The organism is Ramlibacter monticola (genome assembly GCF_016722785.1).
In the GTDB taxonomy this organism is placed as follows: Bacteria; Pseudomonadota; Gammaproteobacteria; order Burkholderiales; family Burkholderiaceae_C; genus Ramlibacter; species Ramlibacter monticola.
The window spans coordinates 135585-160153 of the sequence record NZ_JAEQNE010000005.1; the positions used below are offsets into that span (position 1 = coordinate 135585).

General features: G+C 69.8%; 28 protein-coding genes. 6 read left to right on the forward strand and 22 right to left on the reverse strand.

Annotation, left to right across the window (positions count from 1 at the left end):
• Positions 1–2: 2 nt before the first annotated feature.
• Complete coding sequence (locus tag JJ685_RS19345; RefSeq protein WP_201675972.1) at positions 3–722, reverse strand: SCO family protein; 720 nt, start codon at positions 720–722, stop codon at positions 3–5.
• The gene (locus JJ685_RS19350) at positions 673–1389 is read right to left on the reverse strand and encodes an SURF1 family protein (protein ID WP_201675973.1); all 717 of its coding nucleotides are present in this window, start codon (positions 1387–1389) and stop codon (positions 673–675) included. The genes JJ685_RS19345 and JJ685_RS19350 overlap by 50 nt, the downstream gene beginning before the upstream one ends.
• A 30-nt stretch (positions 1390–1419) precedes the next feature.
• Between JJ685_RS19350 and JJ685_RS19355 the strand changes: the two genes are divergently transcribed.
• Positions 1420–1638, forward strand: coding sequence for a twin transmembrane helix small protein (locus tag JJ685_RS19355; protein ID WP_201675974.1), 219 nt, complete (start codon positions 1420–1422; stop codon positions 1636–1638).
• A gap of 73 nt (positions 1639–1711) precedes the next feature.
• Here JJ685_RS19355 and JJ685_RS19360 read toward each other — a convergent pair whose 3' ends face one another.
• The 8 genes from JJ685_RS19360 to JJ685_RS19390 form a co-directional block, all read right to left on the reverse strand.
• Positions 1712–2593 carry a cytochrome c oxidase subunit 3 gene (locus JJ685_RS19360; protein ID WP_201675975.1) on the reverse strand — a complete coding sequence of 294 codons (882 nt, stop codon included), beginning with the start codon at positions 2591–2593 and terminating at the stop codon, positions 1712–1714.
• A gap of 19 nt (positions 2594–2612) precedes the next feature.
• Positions 2613–2795 (reverse strand): DUF2970 domain-containing protein, encoded by a 183-nt coding sequence (locus JJ685_RS19365; protein WP_201675976.1) that lies wholly within the window; start codon positions 2793–2795, stop codon positions 2613–2615.
• A complete protein-coding gene (locus JJ685_RS19370) occupies positions 2792–3376 on the reverse strand; it encodes a cytochrome c oxidase assembly protein (RefSeq protein ID WP_408015484.1) in 585 nt (194 codons plus the stop codon). Before JJ685_RS19370 ends, JJ685_RS19365 begins: the two co-directional genes overlap by 4 nt.
• A 13-nt stretch (positions 3377–3389) precedes the next feature.
• Positions 3390–3509 (reverse strand): cytochrome oxidase small assembly protein, encoded by a 120-nt coding sequence (locus JJ685_RS29885; RefSeq protein WP_236599126.1) that lies wholly within the window; start codon positions 3507–3509, stop codon positions 3390–3392.
• An 11-nt stretch (positions 3510–3520) separates the two neighbouring features.
• Complete coding sequence (ctaD, locus tag JJ685_RS19375) at positions 3521–5194, reverse strand: cytochrome c oxidase subunit I (protein WP_201675978.1); 1674 nt, start codon at positions 5192–5194, stop codon at positions 3521–3523.
• Positions 5195–5219: 25 nt separating this feature from the next.
• Complete coding sequence (gene coxB / locus JJ685_RS19380) at positions 5220–6383, reverse strand: cytochrome c oxidase subunit II (RefSeq protein WP_201675979.1); 1164 nt, start codon at positions 6381–6383, stop codon at positions 5220–5222.
• A gap of 47 nt (positions 6384–6430) precedes the next feature.
• Entirely contained in the window at positions 6431–6907 is a 477-nt protein-coding gene (locus JJ685_RS19385; RefSeq protein WP_330901811.1) for a DUF2244 domain-containing protein, read from the reverse strand.
• A gap of 126 nt (positions 6908–7033) precedes the next feature.
• On the reverse strand, positions 7034–7930 hold the full coding sequence (locus tag JJ685_RS19390; protein ID WP_201675980.1) for a methyltransferase domain-containing protein: 897 nt from the start codon (positions 7928–7930) through the stop codon (positions 7034–7036).
• A gap of 28 nt (positions 7931–7958) precedes the next feature.
• Between JJ685_RS19390 and JJ685_RS19395 the strand changes: the two genes are divergently transcribed.
• Together JJ685_RS19395 and trmL are read left to right on the forward strand one after the other, a co-directional pair.
• Positions 7959–8663: a ComF family protein gene (locus tag JJ685_RS19395; RefSeq protein WP_201675981.1), complete on the forward strand. Its 705-nt coding sequence runs from the start codon at positions 7959–7961 to the stop codon at positions 8661–8663.
• A 17-nt stretch (positions 8664–8680) separates the two neighbouring features.
• Positions 8681–9151, forward strand: a complete 471-nt coding sequence (gene trmL / locus JJ685_RS19400; protein WP_201676239.1) for a tRNA (uridine(34)/cytosine(34)/5-carboxymethylaminomethyluridine(34)-2'-O)-methyltransferase TrmL — start codon at positions 8681–8683, stop codon at positions 9149–9151.
• 192 nt (positions 9152–9343) lie between these two features.
• Here the strand turns inward: trmL and JJ685_RS19405 are convergent, their stop codons facing one another.
• Positions 9344–9799, reverse strand: a complete 456-nt coding sequence (locus tag JJ685_RS19405; protein ID WP_201675982.1) for a MaoC family dehydratase — start codon at positions 9797–9799, stop codon at positions 9344–9346.
• A 13-nt stretch (positions 9800–9812) separates the two neighbouring features.
• Positions 9813–10433, reverse strand: a complete 621-nt coding sequence (locus tag JJ685_RS19410) for a ParA family protein (RefSeq protein WP_201675983.1) — start codon at positions 10431–10433, stop codon at positions 9813–9815.
• Between the two features lie 58 nt (positions 10434–10491).
• Between JJ685_RS19410 and kefF the strand changes: the two genes are divergently transcribed.
• The 3 genes from kefF (at position 10492) to JJ685_RS19425 (ending at position 14993) form a co-directional block, all read left to right on the forward strand.
• A complete protein-coding gene (gene kefF / locus JJ685_RS19415; RefSeq protein WP_201675984.1) occupies positions 10492–11124 on the forward strand; it encodes a glutathione-regulated potassium-efflux system oxidoreductase KefF in 633 nt (210 codons plus the stop codon).
• A complete protein-coding gene (kefC, locus tag JJ685_RS19420) occupies positions 11125–12966 on the forward strand; it encodes a glutathione-regulated potassium-efflux system protein KefC (protein ID WP_201675985.1) in 1842 nt (613 codons plus the stop codon).
• A gap of 92 nt (positions 12967–13058) precedes the next feature.
• The gene (locus JJ685_RS19425; RefSeq protein WP_201675986.1) at positions 13059–14993 is read left to right on the forward strand and encodes an FTR1 family protein; all 1935 of its coding nucleotides are present in this window, start codon (positions 13059–13061) and stop codon (positions 14991–14993) included.
• A 15-nt stretch (positions 14994–15008) separates the two neighbouring features.
• Here the strand turns inward: JJ685_RS19425 and JJ685_RS19430 are convergent, their stop codons facing one another.
• The 10 genes from JJ685_RS19430 to JJ685_RS19475 form a co-directional block, all read right to left on the reverse strand.
• The gene (locus JJ685_RS19430; RefSeq protein WP_201675987.1) at positions 15009–15773 is read right to left on the reverse strand and encodes a sulfite exporter TauE/SafE family protein; all 765 of its coding nucleotides are present in this window, start codon (positions 15771–15773) and stop codon (positions 15009–15011) included.
• Positions 15774–16325 carry an NADPH-dependent FMN reductase gene (locus JJ685_RS19435; protein ID WP_201675988.1) on the reverse strand — a complete coding sequence of 184 codons (552 nt, stop codon included), beginning with the start codon at positions 16323–16325 and terminating at the stop codon, positions 15774–15776.
• 25 nt (positions 16326–16350) lie between these two features.
• Entirely contained in the window at positions 16351–17334 is a 984-nt protein-coding gene (locus JJ685_RS19440) for a Bug family tripartite tricarboxylate transporter substrate binding protein (RefSeq protein WP_201675989.1), read from the reverse strand.
• Positions 17335–17336: 2 nt separating this feature from the next.
• Positions 17337–17954, reverse strand: coding sequence for a nuclear transport factor 2 family protein (locus JJ685_RS19445; protein WP_201675990.1), 618 nt, complete (start codon positions 17952–17954; stop codon positions 17337–17339).
• A gap of 124 nt (positions 17955–18078) precedes the next feature.
• A complete protein-coding gene (locus JJ685_RS19450; RefSeq protein WP_201675991.1) occupies positions 18079–18792 on the reverse strand; it encodes an ABC transporter ATP-binding protein in 714 nt (237 codons plus the stop codon).
• The gene (locus JJ685_RS19455) at positions 18785–20554 is read right to left on the reverse strand and encodes a branched-chain amino acid ABC transporter ATP-binding protein/permease (protein WP_201675992.1); all 1770 of its coding nucleotides are present in this window, start codon (positions 20552–20554) and stop codon (positions 18785–18787) included. Before JJ685_RS19455 ends, JJ685_RS19450 begins: the two co-directional genes overlap by 8 nt.
• Positions 20551–21411, reverse strand: a complete 861-nt coding sequence (locus JJ685_RS19460; RefSeq protein ID WP_201675993.1) for a branched-chain amino acid ABC transporter permease — start codon at positions 21409–21411, stop codon at positions 20551–20553. Before JJ685_RS19460 ends, JJ685_RS19455 begins: the two co-directional genes overlap by 4 nt.
• 13 nt (positions 21412–21424) lie before the next feature.
• Positions 21425–22612 carry an amino acid ABC transporter substrate-binding protein gene (locus JJ685_RS19465; protein ID WP_201675994.1) on the reverse strand — a complete coding sequence of 396 codons (1188 nt, stop codon included), beginning with the start codon at positions 22610–22612 and terminating at the stop codon, positions 21425–21427.
• On the reverse strand, positions 22609–23757 hold the full coding sequence (locus JJ685_RS19470) for a CaiB/BaiF CoA transferase family protein (protein ID WP_201675995.1): 1149 nt from the start codon (positions 23755–23757) through the stop codon (positions 22609–22611). The genes JJ685_RS19465 and JJ685_RS19470 overlap by 4 nt, the downstream gene beginning before the upstream one ends.
• A 10-nt stretch (positions 23758–23767) precedes the next feature.
• Complete coding sequence (locus JJ685_RS19475) at positions 23768–24559, reverse strand: citryl-CoA lyase (protein WP_201675996.1); 792 nt, start codon at positions 24557–24559, stop codon at positions 23768–23770.
• Positions 24560–24569 lie beyond the last annotated feature (10 nt).

Below are 24569 nucleotides of genomic sequence, written 5' to 3' on the forward strand. Positions count from 1 at the left end.
CGTCACTTGCCCCGGCCGGCCTGGTCCCAGCCCGCGGAGGCGCGCATGAGGCGCTCCAGGTCCTTGCGGATCTTCGTCGCGCCAGCCACGTCCTGCGTGGGCGGGAAGCGCATCATCCAGTGGCCCATCGGGTCGACGAGGTAGAGATGCTCCGTCAGCTGCCGGCCGTGCGCCGGCGCGAGCCATTGCGCCAGCTGCGCGCCATCGACGCGCAGCACCGTCGCCTGCGCCAGCGCGGGCCGCAGGCTCTCGCGGACCGGCGCGCCGTCCGGGATGAGCCAGACCCAGTCGAGCCGGTCCTTGTCCTTGCCGAGGCCTTCCCGCAGCTGGCGCTGCAGGTACAGGTGGCGCTCGCAGGCGTCCTCGCAGCCGCCGCCGGCCACGCTCACCAGCAGCCACTGGCCCTGCAGCGTGGGCAGGCTCACGGCCTGGCCGGCCAGGTCGGTGCCGGTGATCGAAGGAATCGGGCGCTGCGGCTCGATCAGCTCGCCGTAGCTGCGTCGCCCCTCGGGCCGGACCACGTAGTAGGTGAAGTAGGAAGCGAGCACCGGGGCCGCGCACACGATCGCCACCAGCAGCATCTTCCAGCGGCCGGAGCGGGTGCGCTGCGCGTCGGCCAGCGCGGCCTCCTGCGGCAGCGGCAGCGAGTGCACCGTCAGGCCGAGCGGCTGGTCAAGCAGCGCGGACTTGGCGGCGGGGGAGGACGAGTTGGAACCAGACATAGAGGATCGCGATGAGCGCGGCAAGGGCCCACCACTGGAAGGCGTAGCCGTAGTTCTTTTCCGCGCCGCTGCCGGCCTGCGGCCACTGGCGCAACAGGCCCTCGGACGCCGGACCCGCCTGCTGCAGCGACCAGGGCAGCAGCGGCAGGCCGGTTTCCGTGCGGAACCGGGACAGGTCGAGATTCTGCCGGATCGGCCCCGTCTCTTCCTGGTCGAAGTCGTACAGCCTCGCGGGCGGTGGGGCAAGGCGGCCGCGTACCTGCACGACCCCGGCGGGCGTTTCCACCGGCGGCAGCGCGTCGCGTCGGGCGAAGTTGCGCGGCACCCAGCCTCGCTGCACCAGGACCACGTCCTTGCGGCCCTGGAGCCGCAGCGGCGTGACGACGTAGAAGCCGGGCACCCCGTTCATCTGGCGGTTGTCCAGGAACACGGTGTGGGCCGGCAGCCATTCGCCCTCCAGCACCGCGGGGCGGTGCAGCAACGGGTCGTCGGGGCGCATTTGCGCCGGCAGGTCGGGGGAGGCCAGCGGGGCCAGGCGGGCGCGCGCCTCGATGGCGTCGTGCATCGCGGTGCGCTGCTGGCCGCGGCTCCATTGCCAGAAGCCCAGGTTCAGGGTGAGCGCAATCCCGAGGAGCGCGGCGGCGGCGATCACGATACGCTTCAGCATGCTGTCGCCCGCGTACCCATAATCGGACACATGAAGTATTTCGTCATCCTGGCTTTCCTCGCCATCATCGCCAGCCTGGGGTCCGCGCTGTTCTTCATGATGCGCGACGGGCAGGACGGCAAGCCCAAGACGAACAACATGGCCCGCGCGCTGGCGTTCCGGGTCGGATTTTCCGTCCTGCTGTTCGTGTGCATCCTGGGGGCGTGGAAGCTCGGGTATATCCACCCGACGGGGATTCCGCTGAAGTGACTGCAAAACGAAAGGGCCGCACTGCGGCCCTTCGAATTTCGTCACGCCTGCGCGGAACGACGGGCCGGGCGCGTCACGTCCAGTAGACCAGCGTGTAGAGGAACAGCCAGACCACGTCCACGAAGTGCCAGTACCAGGCCGCGCCTTCGAAGCCGAAATGGCGCTCGGGCGTGAAGTGGCCCTTCATCAGGCGGATCGTGATGAACAGCAGCATCAGCATGCCGACGAGCACGTGGAAGCCGTGGAAGCCGGTCAGCATGAAGAAGGTCGAGCCGTAGGCGCCGGAGCTGAGCTTCAGGTTCAGTTCGGTGTAGGCGTGGAAGTACTCGTAGCCCTGCACGCAGACGAAGGTCGCGCCCAGCAACACGGTGAGCCACATCCACAGCACGGTGGTGCCGCGATGGCCGGCGCGCAGCGCGTGGTGGGCGATGGTCAGCGTGATGCCCGAGGACAGCAGCAGCGCGGTGTTGATGGTCGGCAGCCAGAACGGCGTCATCGTCTGGAAGGGCTCGATCACGCCGGCCGGGGAGGCCGTGGCGCCGGGCGTCGTGCTGGGCCAGACGGCCTTGAAGTCGGGCCACAGCAGCGCGTTGTCGACGCCGCCGAGGGCGGGCACCGAGTGCGAGCGCATCCACCACAGCGCGGTGAAGAAGGCGCCGAAGAACATCACCTCCGAGAAGATGAACCAGCTCATGCTCCAGCGGAAGGACAGGTCGATCTTGCGGCCGTACTGGCCGGTCTCGCTCTCGCGGATGGCGTCGCCGAACCACCCGAACAGGACCCAGAACAGCCACAGGAGGCCGAAGAAGAGCGAGAACTTGCCCCAGCCGGCGCCGTTGATCCAGTTGGCCGCGCCGAAGATGACGAAGAACAGGCCGAACGCCGCGAACGCCGGGTGGCGCGACGGCTGCGGCACGAAGTAATGGGGCCGGGTCCCCGGTGCGGTAGTACTCATTCTGTCGATTCCTCTTGTCTCAATTCTTCACGACCCAGTGGACCAGGGCGATCAGCCCTCCCACGAACAATCCGACGGCGACCAGCGCCACCGCGATGATGTGGAAGGGATTGGCCTTGCCCAGGTCCTCCTCGAAGCCACTTCTTTTTCGGATCCCCACGAACGACCACAACACCGTCTTCACGGTGCGCAGGAAACTCATCCGCGGCCTCCCGCCCCCAGCGGCGCCACGGCCTGCGGCGCCGGCGGCGTCTTGCCGCCCACCTCGAAGAAGGTATAGGACAGGGTGATGGTCGTCACGTCCTTCGGCAGCCTCGGATCGATCACGAAAGCCACCGGCCATTGTTTCTTTTCGCCCGGCTCCAGCGTGTACTGGTTGAAGCAGAAGCACTCGAGCTTGTTGAAGTGCGCGGCGGCGTTGCGCGGCGCGTAGCTGGGGATCGCCTGGGCGGCCATGCGCCGGTCCTGCACGTTCTGGAACTCGTAGACGACGGTGGCCAGCTCGCCGGGGTGCACCCGGATCGAGGCCTGCGCCGGCTTGAAGTGCCAGGGGCCGCGCGCATTGGCGTCGAACTCCACGGTGATCGTGCGGCTGGTGTCGACCTGGGTGTTGGGCTTCGCGCTGGAAGAGCCCGGCACCTGCCGCTCGCCCACCGCCAGGATGTTGATGCCCAGCGCCTCGCAGACGTGCCGGTAGATCGGGATCAGCGCGTAGCCGAAGGCGAACATGCCGGCCGCCACGACGGCCAGCTTGCCCACCATCCTGCGGTTCTCGCCAGCCATGCGCGCCATCAGACTACTTCCCGAGCAGCGTCATCTTGGCGATGAAGCCGAGGAAGAACACCAGCGCGATCGACGCCAGGATCAGCGCCAGGCGCAGGTTGCTCTTCTTGCGGTCCTCGTCGTCCTTGGCCATCGCGTCCGCCATCAATGCACCGCGCCGGGGTTTTCCGGCTGCACGCGTGCGTCCAGCACGCGGGTGGCGGTCGGGTCCAGGCGCGGGGGCACTTCGAAGGTGTGGAAAGGCGCCGGCGACGGCACTTCCCACTCCAGGCCTTCGGCGCCCTTGCCGTCGGGGTCGTTCCACGGGCGCTGCGGGGCGGCGGCGCCCTGTCCGCGCATCATGGGCAGGACCACGAAGAAGAAGAAGTACACCTGGGCCAGGCCGAAGAACAGGGCGCCGACGGAGGCCAGCGCGTTGAAGTCGGCGAACTGCATGGGGTAGTCGGCGTAACGGCGCGGCATGCCCGCCAGCCCCAGGAAGTGCATCGGGAAGAAGGTGACGTTGAACGAGATGATCGACCACCAGAAGTGGATCTTGCCGCGCGACTCGTTGTACATCGTGCCCGTCCACTTCGGGCCCCAGTAGTAGACCCCGGCGAACAGCGCGAACAGCGAGCCGGCCACCAGCACGTAGTGGAAGTGCGCCACCACGTAGTAGGTGTCCTGCAGCAGCAGGTCGATCGGCGCCATGGCCAGGATCAGGCCGGTGAAGCCGCCGATGGTGAACACGAAGATGAAGCCCACCGCGAACAGCATCGGGGTCTCGAAGGTCATCGAGCCCTGCCACATCGTGGCGATCCAGTTGAAGATCTTCACGGCCGTGGGCACCGCGATCAGCATGGTCGCGTACATGAAGAACAGCTGGCCCGTCACCGGCATGCCGGTGGTGAACATGTGGTGCGCCCACACGATGAAGGACAGGATCGCGATCGAGCTGGTCGCGTACACCATCGAGGCGTAGCCGAACAGGCGCTTGCGCGAGAAGGCGGGCACGACCTGGCTGATGATGCCGAAGGCCGGCAGGATCATGATGTAGACCTCGGGGTGGCCGAAGAACCAGAAGATGTGCTGGTACATCACCGGGTCGCCGCCGCCGGCCGGGTTGAAGAAGGTCGTGCCGAAGTGGCGGTCGGTCAGCGTCATCGTGATGGCGCCGGCCAGCACGGGCATCACCGCGATCAGCAGGTAGGCCGTGATCAGCCAGGTCCAGGCGAACATCGGCATCTTCATCAGCGTCATGCCGGGCGCGCGCATGTTGAGGATGGTCACGATGATGTTGATCGAGCCCATGATCGAGGAGGCGCCCAGGATGTGCATCGCGAAGATGCCGGCGTCCATCGAGGGGCCCATCTGCAGCGTCAGCGGCGCGTAGAGCGTCCAGCCGGCGGCGGGGGCGCCGCCCGGCATGAAGAAGGACAGCACCAGCATGATGCCCGCGGGAACCATCAGCCAGAAGCTGAAGTTGTTCATGCGCGCGAAGGCCATGTCGGGCGCGCCGATCTGCAGCGGGATCATCCAGTTCGCGAAGCCCACGAAGGCCGGCATGATCGCGCCGAACACCATGATCAGGCCGTGCATGGTGGTGAACTGGTTGAACAGCTCGGGGTTCACCAGCTGCAGGCCGGGCTGGAACAGCTCGGCGCGGATGCCCAGGGCCAGCACGCCGCCGAACATCAGCATGAAGAAGGCGAACAGCAGGTACAGCGTGCCGATGTCCTTGTGGTTCGTGGCGTAGACCCAGCGCTGCCAGCCGGCGGGCGCGTGGTGGTGCTCGTCGTGTCCGGCAACGTGGCCGTGGGGGTCGAGAACTGCGCTCATGTTTTCCTCTTTTTCCTGCCCTGGCTCACTTGCCACGCTGCGCCAGCACTTCGGCGGGCTGCACGACCTGGCCGGTCTTGTTGCTCCAGTGGTTCTTGGTGTAGCTGATCACGGCCGCGAGGTCCGTGTCGCCCAGTTGCTTCCACGGCGGCATCGCGGCGCGGCCGTTCAGCACCACCTGGATCTGCTTGGTCTTGTCCGCGTCGAGCACCACGGGCGAGCCGTCCAGCGGCTTGATCGGGCCGGCGCCCTTGCCGTTCGGCTGGTGGCAGGCCGCGCAGTTGGCGGCGTAGACCTTCTCGCCGCGCGCCACGATGTCGGGCAGGGTCCAGACCTTGGCCGGGTCGTCGGCCTTGGCCTGCTGGGCCTTCCGCTGCTCGCCGGCCCACTTCACGTAGTCCTCCTGGCTCACCACCTTCACGTGGATGGGCATGTAGGCGTGTTCCTTGCCGCACAGCTCGTAGCACTGCCCGTAGAAGTCGCCCACCTTCTCGCTGCGGAACCAGGTGTCGCGCACGAAGCCGGGGATGGCGTCCTGCTTGACGCCGAACGAAGGCACGCCCCAAGCGTGGATCACGTCGTTGGCGGTGGTGATGACGCGGATCTTGCGGTTGACCGGCACGACCATCGGGTTGTCGACCTTCAGCAGGTAGTCGTTGGGGATGTCGCTGCCCTTCGCGCCGGCGTTGGAGATCTCGCGGTGCGTGCTGTCGATGGTGGACATGAAGCTCACGCCCTGGGCGTCGCCGGTCAGGTAGTCGTAGCCCCACTTCCACTGGTAGCCGGTGGCCTTGATGGTCACGTCGGCGTTGGAGGTGTCCTTGGCCGCGACCAGCACCTTGGTGGCCGGCAGCGCCATCAGGATCACGATGATGAAGGGGATCGCCGTCCACACCACTTCCACCGTCACGGACTCGTGGAAGTTGGCGGCCTTGTGGCCGACCGACTTGCGGTGCTTCCAGATGGAATAGAACATCACGGCGAACACCAGCACGAAGATCACGGTGCAGGTGATCAGCATGAACCAGTGCAGCCAGGATTGTTCGACCGCGATGCGCGTCGCCGCCGCATGCAGGTTCAGCTGCCGGACGGCGGGGCCTCCGGGCAGGTCCTGCACCGCCGCGCTTGCCGTGCCGGCCAGTCCGCCCCCCAGGGCCAGCAGCGTCGCGAGATTGGTTTGTCTCTTCATCGTTCTCAGCCTCAAACCTTCCAAATAGCCGTTTTGTTCGTTTCCGGTCACGCCTCGCGCAGGGCCTGGCGCAGCTCGCGCGCCAGCGCCGGCCGCAGCTCCGGCCGCAGGTAGCGCCCGATGTTCACCCGCCGCCCCTGGCCCGACACCTCGATCAGCGATCGGTCGTCCGCCGCCGGTTCGACGCGCACCCAGTCGCGGTTGAATTCCGCGCGCTCCAGGCGGCCCGCGCTTTCCAGTTCCACCACCAGCCTGCGGCCCTGCAGCAGGATGTGCTCGCGGTCCGCCGCATGCCGGGCGTAGGCCAGGAAAGCGACGCCGACGGCCGCCAGCTCGACCCACGTGAAAGGCAGGACCAGGACCGCGCCCTGGACCCAGAAGAACGCCCCTATTCCCAACGACACGACGCACAGCGACACGTACAGCCAACCCAGCTGCGCCGGCGTCACGGAGCAGTTACGACGCAGGAACCAGTGGATGGCCTGCCCCTGGACGGTGGCGAAACGGAATACGAGGTTCGACACGGCGCGGCGCACCAGAATCACGCGCGGATTGTAGCCGGCCCTGCTCTGCCACTCTTCTCCAATACCCGGATTGATCTGGCGCAACGCCGACGGATTTGGCGTCATGACAACGATCAAACGACGATCTCATTCGCGACTGCGGCCTCCACGCAACATGGCGCGCATGTCGGACAAGGGCACCGCGCTGTGCTCGCCCACGCGCGCGCGGGGCAGCGGCTTGATCGCGTGGCCGTAGATGATTTCGAAGGTCAGCGTGAGCTTGCCGTCCGGCCCGCGCAAGTGCTGCGAAAGTTCCTGCAGCAGGCGCGCGTGCCAGCCGCGCCCGCGCAAGGCAGCGAAGCGCTTCGGATGCAGATTGGCGCCGAGCTCGCGAAGTTCCCGCAGCACGCGCTCGGGCGTGTCGAAGGCCAGGGTGATGCGCTCCATGTCCATCACCGGCTCCGCGAAGCCACCGTGCACCAGCATGTCGCCCCAGTCGTGCATGTCGGTGAATTCGTGGCCGGGTGCGGGCCAGCCCAGCGCCGCATAGAGGCTCCGCAGTTCCCTCAAGGTGTCCGGTCCGAGACAGGAAAACATCAGGAAGCCGTCGACCGCGAGCGCCTCCTGCCATTGCCGCATCAGCGCCTCCGGGTCGGCCGCCATGTGCAGCTGCATGTTGGACCAGAGCATCTGCACCGCGCCGGCCGGCACCGGTCCGATCTCCACGGCCCCGCCGCCCGCAAGGCGTTTCCACCAGGGCTTGCCCAGCCGCTCCTTGGCGACGGCGGCCCGCGCCGGCTGCGGCTCGACCGCGTAAGAGCGCGCCTGCGGGTAACGCTGCGCGACCAGCGCGTGCGCCTCCAGGCCTCCGCGCACCGGCTCCCAGTCGGCCCAGGCGGGGGGAGCGCGCTTGATCCACTGCAGGCGTTCCTCCATGCGGCGGCCCACCTCTTCGTGCAGCCAGGGGCTGGCCGCGGGTGCGGTGCGTTCCCATCGCGTCGCGGCGACGGGGTCGATCGTGGGGGGTCGTTCTGAGGATGCCATCGCGCAGGGCCGCCAGTATATTGAGCCGATGCGCATCGGCTGGCTGCCGCCATGGGTCGTCGCACCGCCGGGCCGGTGCGCGGTGTGCGGCGCCTGGCCCGCGCGGCCGCTGTGCGCGGGCTGCACGGCGCGCTTCGGCACCGCGCGCCACCGCTGCGGGCGCTGCGCCCTCGTCCTGCCGGAAGGCGTGCGCACCTGCGGCGCCTGCGTGCGCGAACCGCCGCCGCTGGACGCCTGCTTCGCCGCCGTCGACTACGCCTTCCCCTGGTCCGGGCTGGTCCACCGCTTCAAGTTCCGCGGCGAACCCGGCTGGGCCGCGACCCTGGCCCGGCACATGGCCGCCATCCCCGGCGTCGCGGAGGAGATCGCGCAAGCCGATCTCCTGCTGCCGATGCCGCTGGCACGCGGCCGGCTGGCCGAACGGGGCTTCAACCAGGCGCTGCTGCTGGCGCGCCGGCTGGGCGGGCGCAAGGTCGACGGCACGCTGCTGCTGCGCTTGCGCGAGACCGGCGCGCAGGCCGCGCTGGATCGCGCGGCGCGGCGGCGTAATGTCGAAGGCGCGTTCGGCCTGGAGCCGCTGCGAGCGGATGCGGTGCGCGGCAAGCGCGTGCTGCTGGTGGACGACGTGATGACCAGCGGCGCCTCCCTGCACGCCGTCGCGCGGGTGCTGAGGCAGGCCGGAACGGCGCGCGTCGCCGCGGTGGTGCTGGCGCGGACCGACGCGCCCGGATGAACCGCGACAATCCGGGCATGTTCCACATCGTGCTCGTCACGCCCGAGATCCCGCCGAACACCGGCAACGTCATCCGCCTCGCGGCCAACACGGGCTGCACCCTGCACCTGGTCGAGCCGCTGGGCTTCTCCATGGAAGACCGCCAGATGCGGCGCGCCGGCCTCGACTACCACGAGTACGCGCAGGTGCGGAGGCACGCCAGCTGGCCGGCCCTGCTGGCAGCCGAACAGCCCGACCCGCAACGGCTGTTCGCGCTCACCACGCGCGCGACGCGGCCCGTGCACGACGTGGCCTTCGCGGCGGGGGACTGGCTGGTCTTCGGTTCGGAGACGCGCGGGCTGCCTCCCGAGCTGCTGGAAAGCCTGGCGCCCACGCAGCGCCTGCGCCTGCCCATGCGCGCGGGCCAGCGCAGCCTCAACCTTTCCAATGCGGTGGCCGTCACCGTGTTCGAGGCGTGGCGCCAGCAGGGCTTCGGGGGCGCTGCCTGATCCTTGCGCACCCCGGCACACAAGCAATATTCCGTTTCACCCCGCTGTGTTTGAAAGACGGCGCACGGTCCTGCATCTGCGCTCTAACCGGCCCGATCAGGGCAGGCCAGGCAACCCAGACTCCTTTCTTCCTCGCCCGCTTCGTGCGGGCACTTTTTTGGCTGGGTGGAAAGCGGTTACGAGATACAGGTCTCAACCGTAGCGCCGCGTCACCGATTCGGCCACGCACACGGGCTTGTCGCTGCCTTCGCGTTCGACCGTGATCTGCCAGATGATCTGCAGCCCGTCGTCCGGCAGGGCCTGACACTCCAGCAGCCGGACGCGCGAGCGCAGCCGGCTGCCTGCCGGCACCGGGGCCGGGAAGCGCACGCGGTTGAGGCCGTAGTTGACGCTCATGCGCTGGTTGCGGATGTCCAGCGCGGACTCCACCATCTTCGGGATCAGCGAGAGGGTGAGGAAACCGTGCGCGATGGTGCCGCCGTAGGGGCCGGCCTTCGCCCGCTCCGGGTCGACGTGGATCCACTGGTGGTCGCCGGTCGCGTCGGCGAACAGGTCGATCTGGCGCTGTGTGACGGTGATCCAGTCGCTGACCGCGAGTTCCTGGCCCACCAGCGGCGGCAGTTCGGCAAGGGAGTCGAAGATCTTCATGCGCCCGATTAGATCACCGGGCTTCGAGCCAGCGGGTGATGCCCTGCCACTGCTCCAGGTCCCGCTCCACCTTCCCGGGCCCGACGTCCCACAGCGTGAGCCCGCGCGCGGCCAGGTAGACGTAGTTCTGCGTCGGCCGCAGGAAGGCCAGCACCGGCAGGCCGAGGCTCGCCACGAACTCCTGCAGCTTGTCGGCGGCGATCGTGCGCGGATCGACGCGCACCCCGACGATCCCGACCTTCGGCTGGCCGGCCGCGCGCGAATGCGCCAGTTCGTCGAGGAAGGCACGGGTGGCGTACATGTCGAAGATGCTCGGTTGCAGCGGCACCAGCACCCTGTCCGCCATGTCCAGGGCCTTGCGCAGCAGCTTGCCGTGCACGCCCGCGGGCGTGTCGAGCACCACGTGGGTGGTGCCCTTCGGCGGTTTGGCCAGCTTGCCTTCGCCGACGTCCCAGCCGGCGATCCCGCGGGCTTCGGCGGGGCGCAGCCGCAGCCAGAGGTGCGAGGACTGCTGGCGGTCGGCATCGCCGAGCATCACGCCGTGGCCGCGGCTGGCAAGATATCCTGCGAGATTCGTGGCGATGGTGGACTTGCCCACCCCGCCCTTCGGGTTCGCAACGACGACGACCGGCATCCACGGGCTCCTCTGTTGCGCGGCCCCTCATTGGCCGCTTTGGGCTATGTTACAGGGCATGGATGAGTTCGCAAACAGCGCGCGCGGCGCCTACGTGCTGGCCGCGCATCCCAACTGGCGCGAGTCGCGCGTCAACCGCCTGCTGCTGCAACGGGCGCGCGGCGTCGCCGGCGTGAAGGTGCAGGACCTCTATGCGCGCTATCCCGACTACGACATCGACGTCGCCGCGGAACAGGCGAACACCGGCGCCGCGCAGTTGCTGGTGCTGCTGCACCCGGTGCAGTGGTACTCGATGCCGGCGCTCCTGAAGCTGTGGCTCGACGAAGTGCTCAGCTACGGCTGGGCCTACGGCCGCGCCGGCACCGCGCTGCACGGCAAGGACCTGTGGCTGGTCGCCACCACCGGCGGGCCCGAGGCGTCCTACCACCCGCAGGGGTACAACCGCTATTTCTTCGACGCCTTCCTGCCGCCCTACGAACAGACCGCGGCCCTCTGCGGCATGCGCTTCCTGCCGCCGCTGGTGCTGCACGCGGCGCACCGCGCCAGCCACGAGGAAGTGGAGGCGCACGCCGAGGTGTTCCGGGATCGCCTCGCCACCTATCCCGACTGGCCGGAGATCGCGGAGCTCGGCGCCTGCCCGATCACGGACGTCCCGGCCACCGACCGCCCCGCGCCCCCCGCCCACGACTGAATGGAACACGCACCGGCCTGGCTCACCAACAGCCTGATCTACCTCGCCGCGGCGGTGATCGCCGTGCCCCTGTCGCGCGCGATCGGCCTCGGCTCCATCCTCGGCTACCTCGCCGCCGGCATCGCCATCGGCCCGTGGGGCTTCGGGCTGGTCACCAACGTGGAGGACATCCTGCACTTCGCCGAGTTCGGCGTGGTGCTGATGCTGTTCCTGATCGGCCTCGAGCTGGAGCCGCGGCGCCTGTGGAGCCTGCGCCGGCCGATCTTCGGCTGGGGCAGCGCGCAGGTGCTCGGGTGCGCGGCGCTGCTGTTCGCCGTCGGCGTGCTCGCCGGCGCCCAGTGGCGCACCGCGCTGGTGGCGGCGCTGGGCCTCGCGCTGTCGTCGACGGCCATCGCGCTGCAGGTGCTGGGCGAGCGCAACCTGCTGCCCACCAGCAGCGGCCGCGCGGGTTTCTCCATCCTCCTGTTTCAGGACGTGGCGGCGATCCCGATCCTGGCGCTGCTGCCCCTGCTGGCGGGCGCGAAAGACGCGCAAGCCGGCGGCGACGGCGGGCTGGAGGCGCTGCGCATCCTGGCGGTGATCGGCGGCATCATCCTCGGCGGCCGGCTCGCCCTGCGCCCGCTCCTGCGCTGGATCGCCAAGAGCCGCACGCCGGAGATCTTCACCGCCGCCGCGCTGCTGCTGGTGGTGGCGATCGCCGCGCTGATGCAGATGGTGGGGCTGTCGATGGCGCTGGGCGCCTTCCTCGCCGGCGTGCTGCTGGCGGAAAGCGAATACAAGCGCGAGCTCGAGACCGACCTCGAACCCTTCAAGGGCCTGCTGCTGGGGCTGTTCTTCATGGCGGTGGGCATGAGCATCGATTTCGCCGTGCTGGCGCGCTCGCCCGGCTGGATGGCGCTGGTGGTGGTCATGCTGCTGGCGCTGAAGGCCGTCGTGATCTGGTCCATCGCGGGGCCCATGGGCATTCCCCTGGCGGAGCGACCGGTCTTCACGCTGCTGCTGGCGCAGGGGGGCGAATTCGCGTTCGTGGTGTTCCAGGCCGCCGCCGGCGCGCAGGTGATCTCCGGCGAAGTGGCATCGCTGCTGATCGGCGCGGTGGCGGTGACGATGCTGCTGGCGCCGCTGCTGCTGCTGGCGATCGACCGCCTCGTGCTGCCCCGCTTCGCGGACGGCCGCCGGGAGTTGCCGGAGCTGGTCGAGCCGCAGACCGCTCCGGTCATCATCGCGGGTTTCGGCCGCTACGGCCAGATCATCGGCCGGATGCTGAATGCGGAGGGCATCGCCTCCACCGTGCTCGATCACGACGCCGACATGGTGGAGGCGGCGCGCGCCTTCGGCTACACGGTGCACTACGGCGACGCCACGCGGCTGGACCTGCTGCGCACGGCCGGCGCGGAGAAGGCGCGCGTGCTGGTGGTGGCGGTCGACGACAAGGAGCAGTCGCTGCGGATCGTCGACCTGGTGCGCGAGCACTTCCCCAGCCTGGAACTCGTGGCCCGCGCGCGCGACGTGCCGCACTGGAACGCCCTGCGCGACCGCGGCGTGATGCGGGTGGAGCGCGAGCTGTTCGAATCCAGCCTGCGCAGCGGCCGCACGGTGCTGGAGGTCCTGGGCCACACGCCGCACGAGGCGCGCCGCCAGGCCATGCGCTTCCGCCGCCACAACCTGGAGCTGTTCGAGAAGATGTACCCGCACCACCGCGACCGCGCGCGCATGATCGCGGTCGTCAAGGAAGGGCGCCAGCAGCTGGAGGAACAGATGGCGCGCGAACGGGCCGAGAACGAAGCCCGGCGCAAGCGGGGCGACGAACGGATGCCAGGCTGGGACGAGCCCCGCGTTTAGGAGCCGCGAGCCCCGCGCCGCGGCCTTCAGTGTCAGAAATGACAGGATGGCAGCGGCGCATGCGCTCGCTATGCTGCGGCCTCATCCCAGCCATGAATACTTTCGGCGCGATCCACGCAACCCTGCTGCGCCTGCTCGCGGTCCTGCTCGCCCTCGGCCTGCCTGGCGCGGTCGGCGCGGCGCCGCCGCCGGAGCAGGAGATCGCGCAGGGCGTGATCGCCCGGATGGAGCACGTCGCCGTCGACTATCCCTACGTCGTGCGCGGCGGCGAGACGGTCGATACCGCGGAATACCAGGGCCTGCACGACTTCGCCGCCGAGTCGGTGGCCCTGCTGGCGCAGTTGCCCCCGCGCCCCGAACAGGACGCCCTGCTGGCGCAGGCCCGGCACGTGCAGGCCGGCATCGATGCGCGCGCGGGCGCGTCCGAGGTGGTGGGTCCAGCCCGCGGCCTGGGCAGGGAGCTGATGCGGATCTACCGCCTCTCCGCGGCGCCCCGGCAGACGCCCAACCTGCACCGTGCGCAGGCGCTGTACCAGCTGGAATGCGCCGTCTGCCACGGCCAGGACGGACGCGGCGACGGTCCGGTGGCCCGGGGGCTGCAGCCGCCGCCGGGCGACTTCCTCGACCCGGCGCGCATGGGGCAGCAAAGCATCCTGGCGCTGTACGACGCGATCACCACCGGCCTGAAGGGACAGCCGGGACACGGCGCCCACCTGCCCTTCGCGGATCGCTGGGCGCTGGCCTTCCTGGTGAGCGGCCTGCGGGACCCGCTGGAGGCGGTCCGCCGCGGCGAGGCCCTGTGGCGCGAAGGCCAGGGCCACGCGGAGTTGCCCGACCTGCGCACGCTGGTCCTGCAGTCGCCCGCCGAGATCGAACGCCAGGGAGGCGATGCGCTCGATGCGGTGCGCGCCTTTCTCACGCTGCATCCCGAGGCGCTGGAGACTTCGCGTCCCGCGGAACTGGTGCTGGCGCGCGGCGCGCTGCGCGAGCTGGTGTCGGCGTACGCGCGGGGCGACATCGACCAGGCGCGCCGGCTCGCGGTCGTAGCGCACGCCGAGGGGCTCGCGCCCGTCGCATCCCGGCTGGACCAGGCGGACCCGGCGCTGCGCAGCGAGATCGCGCGCGAGCTGCTGGCGCTGCGCGCGGCGATCGAGGCGCGCCAGCACGCCGGCACGGTCGTCGCCCACGCCGCCCGCATCGAGCTGCTGCTCGATCGCGCCGCCGACCTGCTCGCCCGCGATGCGCGGGCGGCGAAGGCCATCTTCGCGAGCTCGCTGCTGATCCTGCTGCGCGAAGGGTCCGAGACCATCCTGGTGCTGGCGACGATGGGCGCACTGGTGCGCAGGACCGGCCGCCCCGGCGCCATGCGCTACCTCCATGCCGGCTGGTTCGGGGCCCTGTTGCTGGGGCTGCTCACCTGGTTCGCCGCCGCCGGACTGCTGGCGTTCGCCGGCGTGGAGCACGAGCTCGCCGAGGGCGTCACCAACCTGCTGGCCGCCGCGATGCTGCTGTACGTGGGGCCCTGGCTGCACAAGCAAACCCACCTGGATGCCTGGGAGACCTTCCTCCGCCAGCAGGCGAGCGCCGCGCTGGCAGGCCGCAAGCTCTGGGCGGTGACGGGCGTGGCCTTCCTCGCCGTCTATCGCGAGCTGTTCGAGATGGTGCTGCTGTACCAGGTGCTGTGGACGCAGGCCGGCGAGCAGGGCCAGCGCGCGGTGGCCGCCGGACTCGCGACCGCGGCGGTGCTGCTGGCGGTGCTGGCGTGGTTCATCGTCAGGTACGGCACGCGGCTGCCGGTCGCGCGCTTCCATGCCGCGACCTCCCTGCTGCTGGCCGGGGCGGCGCTGGTGTTCGTGGGCCACGGCATCTCGGCCCTGCAGGAGGCCCAGGCGCTGCCGGCGACCTCGGTGCGCTTCGTGACGCTGCCGCTGCTGGGCATCCACCCGACCCTGCAAGGCCTCGCCGCCCAGGCGCTGGTGCTCGCGCTGATCGCTACCCGCTTCCTGCTGCGGCGAAGGCAGCGTTAGGGCTGGCCCGCCCGATCAGCGGCCGGACAGGAAGCCGTCCCACACCAGCTTCAATCCCGTGAGCAGCATGCCCAGCGTGATGAAGCGGTAGAACAGCACCGGCGGGATCCGGCGCGCGACTTTCACGCCGATGAAGACGCCGACCGGCGCGAAAGGCAGCAGCGCGAGCGAGGTGGCCATGTTGCGCAGGTCCAGCAGGCCGAGCCAGCCGTAGGGAATCCACTTGGCGAGGTTGATGAAGAAGAAGAACACCGCCATCGTCCCCGTGAACACCACGGGCGGGAGGCGCAGGGGCAGCACGTAGGCGGTCAGCGGCGGCCCGCCGGTGTGCGAGACGAAGCTGGTGAAGCCCGAGGTGGTGGTGAGGAGCGCGCCCAGCCACTTCGGCGGCGGCGGGCTGTCGGAACGCGGCGGGAACAGCACCCGCTGCGCGAGGAAGACCAGCGTGAAGATGCCGACGATGCCGGCCACCAGCTTCGCATCGAGCAGGCGGAACAGCAGCGTGCCCACGACCGTGCCGAGCAGGCCGAAGGGCAGCAGGAACTTCAGCAGCCGCCCGTCGAAGTCGCGCCGGTACACCGCGATGCCCATGCAATCCAGCACGAACAGCACGGGCATCAGGATGGCCGCGGCCTGGGGCACGGTCACGGCCAGCGCCATCAGCGGCACGGCCAGTGAGCCGAAGCCCGCGCCGAAGCCGCTCTTGCTGACGCCCAGCAGGATGACCGCGGGGATGGAGACGGCGTAGAACAGGCCGTCGGTGATGAGGGGAAGCGCCAATCAGCCCAGTCGCGTCGCGAGCTTCTGCAGGGACAGCAGCAGGTCCGTGATGAACTTCGCAGTCGGCTCGTCGGTCAGCTCGCCCTGCGCGTCGAACTTGTTCTGCGCGAAGGAGATGAACACCTCGGGCTTGTTGACGGTGAAGGCGTCGAGGAAGACCAGCACCTTGCGCAGGTCGTACTGCACCCGCGCGGTGCCCACCGGGCCCGGACTCGCGCCCATGATGGCAACCGGCTTGCCGGCAAAGGGCGGCTCCGGCGGGCGCGAGAGCCAGTCGAGCGTGTTCTTCAGCACGCCGGGGATGGAGAAGTTGTACTCGGGCGTCACGATCAGCACGGCGTCGGCCGCGCGCACCTTCGCCTTCAGCTCCGCCACCGGCGCGGGCTCGCCCGCCAGCCGCACGTCGTCGTTGAACAGAGGGATGGCCGCGATGTCGGCGATGTCGGCGATGTCGATGTTGATGCCCGCGGGCGCCAGCTTCCGGGCGGCGCGCAAGGCCATGGTGTTGTAGGAGCCCTGGCGCAGGCTGCCGGAGATGCCGAGAACGTTCATGGTTCTTTCGTCGGGGTTGGAAAAGTCATTCGGCGCGGATGCCCAGGGTCTTCACCAGCTTCGACCAGTGTTCGACGTCGCGGCGCACCACGGCCCGCGCATCATCGCCGATCAGCGCCATGGGCTTGCCGCCGGTCTTCACCAGCGTCTCCTGCACGTCGGGAAGCGCAGCGACCTTGGCGAAGTCGGCCCGCAGCTTCTGCAGCACTTCGGGCGGCGTCTTCGCGGGCGCGAACAGGCCGAACCAGGACTCCAGTTCGAGCTGCGCCGCACCGGTCTCCAGCACCGTCGGCACCTGCGGGTGCATGGGGTTGCGCGCCGCGCCCGACACGGCCAGCGCCCGGGTGTTGCCGGCGTCCACCTGCACGCGCGCGGTGGGCGAGAGGTCGAAGAACAGGTCCACCCGTCCGCCCAGCAGGTCCTGGTAGGCCGGCTGCGCGCCGCGGTAGGGCACGTGCCCGATGTCCACCCCGGCCAGGTGCCACAGGGCCGCGCCGAGCACATGCTGGCCGGAGCCGACGCCGGCGGAGGCGTAGTGGAGCTTGCCGGGATTCGCCCTGGCGTAGGCCAGCACGTCCTGCAGGGTGTGGAAGGGCAGGTCCTTGCGCGCGACCAGCGTGTAGCTGTAGCTCACGAGCAGGCCGACCGGCTCGAAGTCGCGCAGGCTGTCGTAGGGCAGGTTCGCGTAGAGGCCGGGGTTCAGCGCGAGGTTGGAGATCGAGCCCACGACCAGCGTGTAGCCGTCGGCCGGCGACTTGGCCGCGGCGTCCGTGCCCACGAGGGTGCCGGAGCCGGTGCGGTTCTCCACGACGAAGCTCTGGCCGGTGACGCGGCCCAGGCGTTCCGCCAGCAGGCGGCCCACGGTGTCGAAGCCCCCGCCGGGCGGCTGCGGCACGATGATGCGCACCGTCTTCGAGGGAAACGCCTGCGCTTGCGTTTGCGCTTGCGCCTGCACGTGCACGGATGCGCACGCGAACGCGGCGGCGGCCAGCCACGCGCGGCGGCGCATCCTCAGCGCTCCAGCGGACCGCCGGCGAGCCAGGCCGCCCCGCGCCGGTACAGGTCCTGCACCTGCGGGCCCTTGAGCATGGGCATGTCCATCTTCACCTTGTAGCCGATGCGCGTCTGGATGTAGGCGAGGTGCCGGTAGCCTTCGGGCATGGAGGCGAGCAGCTGCTGGTCGAGCTTCAGCTGCGCGCTCGGGTCGACCGGGTCGATGCGATCCTTCTCGTAGATCGGCTGGCGGTGCAGCACCTTCCACTGGCCGTCGTGCTTGGTGATGAAGTCGTGGAAGCGGCCGGTGCAGACCACGTCGCACAGCACGGGGCCGTCGGCGCCTTCGACCATGCCGCGCTGGGAGATGGTCATCTTGGTCTGGGCGATGGCGCGGTCGCCGTTCACCTCGATGGCGGAGCCGCCCAGGAAGTGCAGGATGCTGACGCCCTTGTCCCAGCCTTCCTGCGTCACGCGGATGAAGTCGCGGAACGGGCCCTGGAACCAGGTCGCCATCATCACGCCGTCCGGGTGCCAGACGGTGGCGAAGCGCTCCCAGTCGCCGGCATCGCGCCAGACCGCCCAGCGCTCGACCAGTTCGCGGATCAGGAGCTTGTCGGTGAGATTGCTGTCCATTGGAATGTCTCCTTGTCGCCGGGACTGTAGAGGCCCCGGGAGCGCGGGAAAAGGCAGGGGACGGCAAATGACTTTTCCGCGCGGCGGAAGACCGGCACCTGCGTCATCCCGGCGCAGGCGGGGACTAAACGGCCTCCAGACCCAGGTAGGCCTTCTGGATCTCCGGCCGGTTCACCAGGTCCTGCGCCAGCCCTTCGGCCACCATGCGGCCCTCTTCCATCACGTAGGCGCGCCGCGCGATCTGCATGGCCATCGCCACGTTCTGCTCCACCAGCAGCACCGAGGTGCCCTGGCGGTTGATGTCGCGGATCGCCTGGAACATGTCGAGCACCACCGTCGGCGCCAGCCCGAGCGAAGGCTCGTCCAGCAGGAGCAGCCGCGGACGGCTCATGAGCGCGCGGCCGATCGCCACCATCTGCTGCTGCCCGCCCGAGAGCGCGCCGGCAGGACTCGCCAGCTTCTGCGCCAGCGCGGGAAACAGCGCCAGCACCTGCGCCAGCGAGGCCGCGCGCTGTGCCCGCGCCTGCGGCAGGAAGCTGCCCAGCGCCAGGTTCTCTTCGACCGTCATGCCGGTGAAGAGGCGACGGCCCTCCGGCACGATGGCGATGCCCCGGGCGCAGAACCGGTGGCTGGCCAGCCGCGTGATCTCCTCGCCCTCGAACACCAGCCGGCCGGCGCGGGCGCGGTGCAGGCCGGCGATCACGTTGATCAGCGTGCTCTTGCCGGCGCCGTTCGGCCCGACCACGCACACCAGTTCGCCGCGCCCCACGTGGAGCGACACGTCCCACAGCGCCGGCGCCGCGCCGTAGCTCGCCTGCAGCCCGCTCACGTCAAGCATAGGCCGGCTTCCCGAGGTAGGCGTTCACCACCTCGGCGTCCTTCATGACGTCGGCGGCCTCGCCCTGCGCGATCAGCTTGCCGTGGTTCAGGACCACGATGCGGTCGGTGAGCGCCATCACCGCGCGCATCACGTGCTCCACGAACACGATGGTGGCGCCCTGGTCGCGGATGCGGCGGATCAGGTCGATCGCCTCGTCGATCTCGCCCGGCGTGAGGCCGGACAGCACCTCGTCCAGCAGCACGAGGCGCGGCCGTGCCGCCAGGGCGCGCGCCAGTTCCAGGAACTTGCGCTGGTGCAGGTTCAGGTCCTCGGGCAGGGCGTGCGCGCGCGCCTGCAGGCCGGTGAACTCGAGCCACTTCCAGGCCTCGCGCACCGCCTCGCGCCGGCCCAGCGAGGCGCAGCCGAACATCGCCACCATGGAGACGTTCTGCAGCACCGTCATGTGCGCGAAGGGCCGCGGGATCTGGTAGGTGCGCGCGATGCCGGCATGCGCCATGCGGTGCGCGGGCGCGCCGGTGAGATCGCGGCCGTCGAACAGGATCTCGCCGGCCGAAAGCGGGTAGTGGCCGCTGACCACGTTGATCAGCGTGGACTTGCCGGAGCCGTTCGGCCCCAGCAGGCCGAGGATCTCGCCCTGGCGCACCTGCAGGTTGACGCGGTCGAGGGCCTGGACGCCCTTGAAGGACTTCGAAAGTCCGCGCACTTCCAGCAGGGGAGCGCCAATCGGGTGCCGGCGCGGGGCCGGCGCCGCGGGCGCCGGTTCCGCAGCCGCCGCTGCCGGGACCGCGTTCGCGGCGGGGATGAGGGCTTCGCCCCTCGCCGCCCTGCCCGGCTTGCGCCGCAACAGCGTGCCGAGGATCCCCTCCGGCATGAACAGGATCACCAGCACCAGGATCGCCCCGACCGCCGCCCGGCCCGCGACGGCGTGGTCGCCGGCGGTGAAGAAGTACAGCAGCCCCGTGATCGCCGTCGCGCCGATCGCGGGCCCCGCCCAGTGCCGCGTGCCACCCAGCACGCTCATGAGCACCACCGTCAGCGGCACGGTGATGTTGAAGGTCTCGCCCGTGGTCACGTACTGCACGAACAGCGCGTGGATGCCGCCCGCCACGCCCGCCAGCGCGCAGGAGAGCGCGAACGCGAGCAGCTTGTAGCGGAAGGTCGGCACGCCCATCACCTCCGCCACGTCCTCGTCGTCGTGGATCGCGAACAGGCCGGTCCCGAGCCGCGAGGCGAAGACGCGGTAGGCCACCAGCAGCGTCGCCACCGCCGCGGCCAGCACCAGGAGGTAGATCGAGGAAGCCGGCGACGGGCCGAGCTTGGGCACCTCCACGGCATTGAGGTACACGCCCGGGCCGCCATCGATCGGCGTGTTGAGGATGATGGTCGCCACCACGAAGGTGACCGCCAGCGTCAGCAGCGCGAACAGCTCGCCGCGCACCGCCTTGACCCGGAACACCACGAAGCCGAGCAGCAGCCCCAGCAGCGCCGGCAGCAGGGCCGCGAACGGGAGCGTCGCGAGGAAGGGCCAGTTCCACTTGCCGGCCAGCACCGCCGTGGCGTACATGCCGATGCCGAAGAAGGCGCCGTGCCCGAAGGAGAAGTAGCCCGAATAGCCCGAAAGGATGTTCCACGACAGCGCCAGCACCATCCAGTGGAACACCAGGTACAGGATCGATTCGTAGAAGGAGGGCACTCCCAGCCAGGGGATGCACGCCAGCAGCCCGCCGGCGCCGAGGATCGCCAGCGCGCTGCGGCTCATCGCGCGGCTCCGGGGCGCAACAGCAGCATCAGGATCAGCAGCGAGAAGGACACGATGGGCGCCCAGGACGGGGAGGCCACGGCCATCGTCACGGCCTCGCTCACGCCGATGATCACGCCCGCCACCAGCGGGCCCAGCGCGCTGCCCAGGCCGCCGAGCATCACGGCGGCGAACACCACGCCGACCCAGGCGAAGATCTGCGACGGCGTCAGCGTGAAGGTGAGCGCCAGGCACACGCCCGCCACGCCCGCCAGCGCCGCGCAGGCGCCGGCCAGCAGCAGCGACAGCAGGCGCGCGTCGATGCCGAAGGCGGCGGCGATGGGGCCGTCCTCGGCCATCGCGCGCAGGGCCTTGCCCAGGTCCGTGTAGCGCATGCCGGCCCAGACCGCCAGGGAGATGCCCAGCGCCAGCAGCAGCGTGAGCAGTTCCGGCACCGGCACGTAGAGGCTGCCGACCGTGAACTTCATCGCGGCGTAGTGCGACTCCAGCTTCCGGTAGTCCGCGGTCCACACGCCCTGGATCGCGGCCTCGATCACCACCGTGATGCCGAAGGTGACCAGCAGCGAATTGAAGGGCGTGATCGCGAAGCGCGAGAGCGCCCACTGCATGCCGGCGCCGAGCAGGAAGAACAGCGGCGGCACCAGCAGCAGCGCGAGCAGCGGATCCACGTGCCAGGATGCCGCCATCTGGTAGCTGAGGTAGCCGCCCAGGAACACCAGGCCGAAGTGCGACAGGTTGATCTGCCGCAGCAGGCCCCAGGCGAGCCCCAGCCCCAGCCCGATCAGGCCATACAGCGCCCCGATGAAGATCCCGGAGAGGATGGCCTGGGCGAGGAGGTTGAAGCTGGGAAGCTGCATCGCCGCGCCGGGCTCAGCGCATCTGCAGCTTCGCGCCCGGGGCGGCGAAGGATTCCGGCCACACCACCTTCCAGGTGCCGCCCTGCACCTGCTTGATCTTCATGAGGTCGTCGCCGTAGTTGTTGGGCCCGTCGAAGCGCAGGCGGCCCTGGATGGTGTCGATGCGGTTCTTGCGCAGGTACTCCGCGATCTTCTTGTCGTCGAGGCTGTTGGTGCCGCGCACGCCCGCTTCCAGGATCTGCCAGGCGGTGTACGAGGCGGCGGCCTGCACTTCCACGTGCGTGTCGGGCAGGTTGGCCGCGGCGGCGCGCTCGTTGAAGGTCTTGACGAAGGCGGCCGCCTCGCCCTGGTTGATGAAGGGCACGTGCTCCTCGAAGATCGTGAGCGCCAGCGCGCCGTCGCCTTCGGCCGACTTGGTCATCGGCCCGGGCGCCGGGTAGGTGTGGAAGTGCAGGGGCGGCGTGTAGTCGATCTTCTTCATCGCGTCGAGCAGCATGTTGCCCTCGAGGCCGATGTCGCCGACCCACACGAAGTCGGGCTTCGCATCCTTGACGCGCGCCGCGATCGGGCCGAAGTCGCGGTTGCCGAAGTCCCATTCCAGGAACAGCACTTCCTTCAGGCCGCGCTTCTTCGCCACCTCGCGGCCGCCCAGCGACATGAAGTGCACCGAGGGGAACTTGCTGGTGACGACGGCGATGGTCTTCGGCGGCTTCTTCGAGGCCGCCAGCATGTCGAACACGGTGTTCGGCACCGTCTGCCCCGGGTCGGGGCCGAGCGCCCAGGCGGGGAACTGCATCTCGTACTTGGCCAGCGAGGGAATGCCGAAGGTGTGGTGGACCAGCACCTTGTTGTAGCGCTGGGCCACGCCCATGGCCGACAGGATCGCGCCGGTGGCGTAGGGGCCCATCAGCAGGTCCACCTTGTCGCTGGTCACCAACTGCTCGTAGAGCGTGCGCGCGAGGTCCGGCTTGGACTGGTCGTCCTTCACGATCCATTCGACCTTGCGCCCCAGCAGGCCGCCGCGCTTGTTCAACTGCTCCACGTAGATCTCGCCGACCAGCTTGTGCGTGAGCGCGGTGGCGGAGAGCGGGCCGGTGAGCGCCAGCGTGCTGCCGATGCGGACCGGCTGGCCCTGGGCCAGCACGGGCAGCGCGCACGCGGCCCCGGCGGCGGTAAGGATGCGGCGACGGGTGAATGTCATGCTTGTCTCCTCGGTGGTGTCCAGCCCTGGTCCAGTTCTTCGTTGTGCTCCCCCAGCAGCGGCGGCGCCGTGACCTCCAGCGGCCGCTGGCCGTCGAAGGACACCGGGGAGCGCACCGTGCGGAAGGTGCCCACCACCGGGTGCTCGGTCTCCACGAACAGCTGCAGGTGGCGGGCCTGGGGATCGTCAGGAACTTCCGCGGTGGTGTACATAGGGGAATGCGGCACGTCGTTGGCCTCGAGCCGGCGGCACCATTCGGGGCGGTCGTGCCGCAGGAAGATCGGCCGCAGCACCTGGATCAATTCCTCCTGGTGCTCGATGCGGCCCTGCCGGCTGGCGAAACGCTCGTCCTGGAAGATGTCGGGCCGCTCCATCGCCGTGGCCAGCCCCTGCCAGAACTTCTCCGGCGAGGACATGTGCAGCGCCACCCACTTGCCGTCGCTGCACTCCAGCACGTAGGACTGCGACACGCTCGGCCGGCTGTACGGCCCCATCACCTCGCCCACCGAGAACAGGTGCGTGAAGGCGTCGAGGTTGAAGTGCGCCATCGCCTCGAACATCGAGAGCTCCACCCGCCGCGCGGTGCCGGTCTTCTCGCGCTCGTGCAGCGCGCCCAGGATGCCATAGGCGGCATAGAAGCCGGTGACGAGGTCGGCGATCGCCGGCCCCACCACGCGCGGGTTGGCCGGGTTCACCAGCAGCCGCAGGTAGCCGCTGGCGGCCTGCGCCACGCTGTCGTAGGTGGGCCGGTGCGCGTAGGGCCCGCTCTCGCCGAAGCCGCTGATCGCGCAATAGATCAGCCTCGGGTTGAGCGCGCGCAGCCGCTCGAAGCCGGCCCCGATCTGCTCGGCGAAGCCGGGACGGAAGTTCTGGATGTAGACGTCCGCCTCCTTCACCAGCGCGTCGAACTTCTCCAGGTCGGCCGGCTGTTTGGTGTTGAGGGCGACGCTGCGCTTGTTGCGGTTGACCGTCTGGTAGTGCGGCGAATAGAGCCCGCCCTTGAAGGCGCGGAAGGGATCGCCCGTGCCGGGCAGTTCCACCTTCACGACGTCGGCGCCCAGGTCGGCCAGCAGCATGGAGGCGGCCGGGCCGGTGATGAAGGTGCCGTGCTCCAGGACGCGCACTCCGTCGAGGACCTTGATCATGCGCCGTCCCTCACTTCGGCAGTTCGCCGGTGTATTCGAACTCGCGCATCGCCTGGTACGACAGGGCGAAGCCGACCGGATCGTTCTGCTCCTCGTGGAGGTGCGCGATCAGGCTCGCCGTGCGGGCCAGGATCGGCACGCCCTTCAGCGCGCCCACCGGGAAGCCCACGCCCAGCAGCACGGCGGGGATCGCGGCGGAGACGTTGAGCTTCAGATCCTTGCCGAGGATGCCGGGGAGGACCTCCTCCACGGTCTGCGCGATTCCGATGAAGTGCTGGCTGGCGCCCGCGCGCCGGGCCACGCCGAACAGGGCGTCGACGCGGCGGTCACGCTGCTTGTGTTCGGGGTGGCCGTAGCCGGGGATGGCCTGCTTCTTCTCGCGCCGCGCAGCGACCACGGCGGAGGCGGCGGCGCGCAGGTCGCCGCCGTGCCGCTGCGCCTCCTCGTCGATCTCGACGAACATGCGGCCGGCGGTTTCCGAGGCGCCGAGGATCACCGAACCGCAACCGAGGATGCCGGCCGCGACGGCGCCCTGCAGCGCCTCGGGCGCGGCGGCGTAGGTCATGCGCGCCGCCTGCACGCTGGGCACCAGCCCGTGGTCGGCGATGGCGACCAGCGTCGCGTTGACCACCGCGCTGGTGGCGGCATCCGGCTTGCGGCCGGTGAGCAGGAAGACGAAGTAGTCCGCGAAGTTCACCTGCCCGATCAGGTCGCGCGCGAGGTCCTGCCCCCGCACGACGATCCGGTCCGCGTCGGAGGTGGCGATGGCGGAGCGCGGCACCGTGGCCTTGCCGATCTTCAAGGGGACCTCC

Coding starts and splice junctions, on each gene's coding strand:
- JJ685_RS19345 (WP_201675972.1), bottom strand. CDS start 722: ATGTCTGGTTCCAACTCGTCCTCCCCCGCCGCCAAGTCCGCGCTGCTT.
- JJ685_RS19350 (WP_201675973.1), bottom strand. CDS start 1,389: ATGCTGAAGCGTATCGTGATCGCCGCCGCCGCGCTCCTCGGGATTGCG.
- JJ685_RS19355 (WP_201675974.1), top strand. CDS start 1,420: ATGAAGTATTTCGTCATCCTGGCTTTCCTCGCCATCATCGCCAGCCTG.
- JJ685_RS19360 (WP_201675975.1), bottom strand. CDS start 2,593: ATGAGTACTACCGCACCGGGGACCCGGCCCCATTACTTCGTGCCGCAG.
- JJ685_RS19365 (WP_201675976.1), bottom strand. CDS start 2,795: ATGAGTTTCCTGCGCACCGTGAAGACGGTGTTGTGGTCGTTCGTGGGG.
- JJ685_RS19370 (WP_408015484.1), bottom strand. CDS start 3,376: ATGGCTGGCGAGAACCGCAGGATGGTGGGCAAGCTGGCCGTCGTGGCG.
- JJ685_RS29885 (WP_236599126.1), bottom strand. CDS start 3,509: ATGGCCAAGGACGACGAGGACCGCAAGAAGAGCAACCTGCGCCTGGCG.
- ctaD (WP_201675978.1), bottom strand. CDS start 5,194: ATGAGCGCAGTTCTCGACCCCCACGGCCACGTTGCCGGACACGACGAG.
- coxB (WP_201675979.1), bottom strand. CDS start 6,383: ATGAAGAGACAAACCAATCTCGCGACGCTGCTGGCCCTGGGGGGCGGA.
- JJ685_RS19390 (WP_201675980.1), bottom strand. CDS start 7,930: ATGGCATCCTCAGAACGACCCCCCACGATCGACCCCGTCGCCGCGACG.
- JJ685_RS19395 (WP_201675981.1), top strand. CDS start 7,959: ATGCGCATCGGCTGGCTGCCGCCATGGGTCGTCGCACCGCCGGGCCGG.
- trmL (WP_201676239.1), top strand. CDS start 8,681: ATGTTCCACATCGTGCTCGTCACGCCCGAGATCCCGCCGAACACCGGC.
- JJ685_RS19405 (WP_201675982.1), bottom strand. CDS start 9,799: ATGAAGATCTTCGACTCCCTTGCCGAACTGCCGCCGCTGGTGGGCCAG.
- JJ685_RS19410 (WP_201675983.1), bottom strand. CDS start 10,433: ATGCCGGTCGTCGTCGTTGCGAACCCGAAGGGCGGGGTGGGCAAGTCC.
- kefF (WP_201675984.1), top strand. CDS start 10,492: ATGGATGAGTTCGCAAACAGCGCGCGCGGCGCCTACGTGCTGGCCGCG.
- kefC (WP_201675985.1), top strand. CDS start 11,125: ATGGAACACGCACCGGCCTGGCTCACCAACAGCCTGATCTACCTCGCC.
- JJ685_RS19425 (WP_201675986.1), top strand. CDS start 13,059: ATGAATACTTTCGGCGCGATCCACGCAACCCTGCTGCGCCTGCTCGCG.
- JJ685_RS19435 (WP_201675988.1), bottom strand. CDS start 16,325: ATGAACGTTCTCGGCATCTCCGGCAGCCTGCGCCAGGGCTCCTACAAC.
- JJ685_RS19440 (WP_201675989.1), bottom strand. CDS start 17,334: ATGCGCCGCCGCGCGTGGCTGGCCGCCGCCGCGTTCGCGTGCGCATCC.
- JJ685_RS19445 (WP_201675990.1), bottom strand. CDS start 17,954: ATGGACAGCAATCTCACCGACAAGCTCCTGATCCGCGAACTGGTCGAG.
- JJ685_RS19450 (WP_201675991.1), bottom strand. CDS start 18,792: ATGCTTGACGTGAGCGGGCTGCAGGCGAGCTACGGCGCGGCGCCGGCG.
- JJ685_RS19455 (WP_201675992.1), bottom strand. CDS start 20,554: ATGAGCCGCAGCGCGCTGGCGATCCTCGGCGCCGGCGGGCTGCTGGCG.
- JJ685_RS19460 (WP_201675993.1), bottom strand. CDS start 21,411: ATGCAGCTTCCCAGCTTCAACCTCCTCGCCCAGGCCATCCTCTCCGGG.
- JJ685_RS19465 (WP_201675994.1), bottom strand. CDS start 22,612: ATGACATTCACCCGTCGCCGCATCCTTACCGCCGCCGGGGCCGCGTGC.
- JJ685_RS19470 (WP_201675995.1), bottom strand. CDS start 23,757: ATGATCAAGGTCCTCGACGGAGTGCGCGTCCTGGAGCACGGCACCTTC.